Below are 3,533 nucleotides of genomic sequence, written 5' to 3' on the forward strand. Positions count from 1 at the left end.
TTGTTCAAATTGCGGTAATATTTGTTGCAAATGTATTTCGTCTTCATGCATAATACCGATATCTAAATCATCGTCAAAAGGAATTATGCCTTGATGTCTAACGGCTCCAAGCAGAGTGCCGCCTTCTATCCAATAATTAATATTATTCTTACCAAGTAGCTCATGAGTATCTTTCATTAGCTGATAAAGGCTAAGTGCTTTTTTCTCACTAATTCTATATTTTTTTACTTGTTCATCACTTAAGGTTACATATCGCCAGTCATGTTCTAATATATAAGCATAAAAAAATATGCCGGCAAATATAATTAATATTAAGCCTGTAATATTTTTAAAGGATAACATCGACTTTAATTTCATCATCTTTCATCTCAAATTGTATTTCTTCTGCCGATGTGACGTTTTTTAAATCTTCTGTTAATTCTGCAGATAATTCTATGCCGCTAACTTTAAGCAGTTTTATAGGAGCTTTTATAGATAGATTTTTCTCAGCTTTGAATTTTCTGACGATATCTAAAATTTCAAGCAGCCCTTCTGCTCCTTTTGCATCTATATTATAGTTTAAGTCACTGTAATTAGTCCAGCTGCCCTTAACGTGAACAGAATTTTCACTATATAATAGCTGATATAATTCTTCGGTAATATGCGGCACGAACGGTGCAAATAGTTTCAATAACATTTGCATAATATGATATAAAGTTAATATGCTACTATATTGTCCTTGCGGGTTTTTATTTTCTTCATCATAAGCTCGATTTTTACTTATCTCTAAATAATTATCACAAAATATTGCCCAGAAAAATTTTTCTGTTAAGTGCATAGCATTTGCATATTCATAATTTTGTAACTCATTTGTGGCTAGCTTAACTAGTTCTACTAGCTTATTAATAACCCACTGATCAAATTCGTGAGTAACTTTCTCTTTAATATCGAACAAGCTTACTTTTTTATCTTCATCTTTTAATTTCTCAAAATGTATAGAAACAAATTTAGCGGCATTCCATAGCTTGTTAACAAGCCTTTTGCCGTTTTTCATAACGTCTTCAGAATAGGCGGTATCGCTACCCAGTTTTGAATTTGCCGACCAATAACGTATGACATCGGAACCGTATTGCTCTAGCAGTTTTTCAGGTACTAAAACATTACCCTTAGATTTAGACATTTTACTTCGGTCTTCAGCTAAGCACCAACCGCTTACCATGATGTTTTTCCACGGCAAAGTATTTTGGTGTAAATGAGCTTTTAAGATAGTATAGAACGCCCAAGTTCTTATAATTTCATGTGCTTGAGGTCTTAAATCCATCGGAAATAATTTATCGTGTCTATCTTTATTAACAGTGAAACCATCAGAAATACCATGAGTAGAAAGTTGAGGCGAAACGGAACTTGTTGCCCATGTATCCATAACATCTAAGTCAGGCTCTACTTCCTCCTTACTATAACCTATAGGCAAATCTTTTAGGGGGTCAATAGGTAGTTGCGAGACATCAGCATATAAAATCTTGCCTTCCTCACCGGCTCTTTTAGAGTACCAAACAGGGAAAGGTACGCCGAAATAACGTTGCCTACTTATGCACCAATCCCAACTAATGGCGTTAATCCAATTCTCTAAACGAATCTTCATATTTTTAGGATGCCAATTTAACTCACTTGCTCTTTTAAGTAGAGCTTCTTTATGTGATATAGTTTTAACGAACCATTGCGGTACGGTTAGTATCTCAAGAGGAGTCCCTGACCCCTCAGCACATTTAACGGTATGAGTTATCTCTTCTTGTTTAGTAAGTAAATTCTGCTCTTTTAAAATATCTATTATTTTTGTCCTAGCTTCTTTAATTTTTAATCCGTCTATAGCAATATCATGAGGGAAATCTATCGTACCTTTCTTAGTTACAATAGTTTTTAAAGGCAAATTATGTGTTTTCCACCAAGTAATATCCGTTTGATCACCAAATGTACAGCACATAACTAAACCCGTACCTTTATCTTGTTGTACTAAAGGATCGGCAAGTAGCGGAACTTTAGCATTAAACAGTGGAGTAACGGCAAATTTGCCCGCTAGATGATTATAACGCTTGTCATCAGGGTGATAAAATACGGCGACGCAAGCTGGTAATAACTCAGGTCTTGTAGTTGCAATAGTAATAGACCTCTTCCCAAACTCTACTTCTAGAGGTAATTTGTGCGTCAATCCGGTACTCGCATCCTCGCGTACTTTTATGTACGCTGCGGTACTGCGTTCCGTGTTTCCTACAAATTCCTCTCTATAAGCGAATTTGGAAAAAGGTCTATCATCTTCTTCAATTTCAAAAGTAATATAATTCATGAAAGAGGTTTTTTCCTTGTCCTCAATATCAGCTTGAGCAAGAGCGGTGCCGTCTACCGGATCCCATAATATTGGCTGATCATTGCGATAAACCTCGCCTTTTTTAACTAAATCAAGAAAAGACATTTGAGATATTTTTCGAGATAAAGGACTGATAGTTTGGTACTCTAAACTCCAATCAACCGATAATGCTATTTGGTTAAATAGACTTCTAAACCTCTCTTCTTCATTTGCTACTACCTCTTCACAAATTTTTATAAACTCAGATCGAGACATATTATAAGCTTTGATCTGTTTTTGCTTTTCAACAAGTCTCTCGGTCGGTAGCCCGTTATCATCAAAACCCATAGGATAGAAGATATTTTTACCCGTCATACGCTGAAAACGTACGATAAAGTCGGTTTGCGTATAGCTATAAACATGTCCGATATGTAACTGCCCCGAAACCGTCGGCGGCGGCGTATCGATTATATAAGTTTCTTCTTTTGAAATATTTGGATCATACGCATAAATTTGTTTTTCTTGCCAAACTTGCTGCCACTTTTTTTCATTTTCAGTAAAATTATAATTTTTTGGAAATTCTTTCATATGTTTTATTCGTGTTTAAGAATATTATTATAAAGATTATATGCGATTATGACAAGATACGTTTCTTTTCTTTGATATGATTTGGAGATTTAGAATTTGTGCAGCAGGTTGCTGCACAATATCGTATTTATTTAAATTTAAAAAATTACTTTTTTACAATTGAACGAATAAAATTTTCTTCACGATGTGTAATTTTGGCAATAAGAGAAATTTTAAAGCCTTCAGTAAACATTTCTTTTGCTACAATTACCGCTCTGTTGTGGTCTCCTATCTCAATACCTTGTGCCACACCTTCCTCTCTTCCTTCTTCTCTATATGTGTCAGCGATAGTTTTCATAATAATATCCTTATCTTGCGGTAATAGATGTTTATTCAATACTTCTACTAATTCAGGTTGTTTTTGTTTTGATAATTTTGCATCAGTATACCATAAGAACGATCTTAGGTAAATATAACCTTTTTCTTTATCCAATATTATAATATGTTTAAACTTTGTTAAAAATTTTTCCCATAGTTTTATCATATCACGCATGTGTATATATTTCATCATATATTCTAGCATGCCTAAATGCTTTTTCTTGATGATTCGGTAATCCTCCCATTTTTAATCGCAATAGAGAGTAGA

General features: G+C 34.1%; 3 protein-coding genes. All 3 read right to left on the bottom strand.

All coding sequences use genetic code 11. The features are described from left to right. A partial coding sequence (locus tag KYQ89_RS04405; RefSeq protein WP_218460580.1) for a LicD family protein occupies positions 1 to 360 on the bottom strand: 360 nt, incomplete at its 3' end. Continuing rightward, a complete protein-coding gene (locus tag KYQ89_RS04410; RefSeq protein WP_218460581.1) occupies positions 329 to 2,908 on the bottom strand; it encodes a valine--tRNA ligase in 2,580 nt (859 codons plus the stop codon). The genes KYQ89_RS04410 and KYQ89_RS04405, both read right to left, overlap by 32 nt. Positions 2,909 to 3,053: 145 nt before the next feature. Then, a complete protein-coding gene (locus KYQ89_RS04415; RefSeq protein WP_256621324.1) occupies positions 3,054 to 3,458 on the bottom strand; it encodes a transposase in 405 nt (134 codons plus the stop codon). Positions 3,459 to 3,533: the final 75 nt, after the last annotated feature.

The organism is Rickettsia sp. TH2014, from assembly GCF_019249195.1.
Lineage (GTDB): Bacteria > Pseudomonadota > Alphaproteobacteria > Rickettsiales > Rickettsiaceae > Rickettsia > Rickettsia felis.

Coding starts and splice junctions, on each gene's coding strand:
- KYQ89_RS04410 (WP_218460581.1), bottom strand. CDS start 2,908: ATGAAAGAATTTCCAAAAAATTATAATTTTACTGAAAATGAAAAAAAG.
- KYQ89_RS04415 (WP_256621324.1), bottom strand. CDS start 3,458: ATGATGAAATATATACACATGCGTGATATGATAAAACTATGGGAAAAA.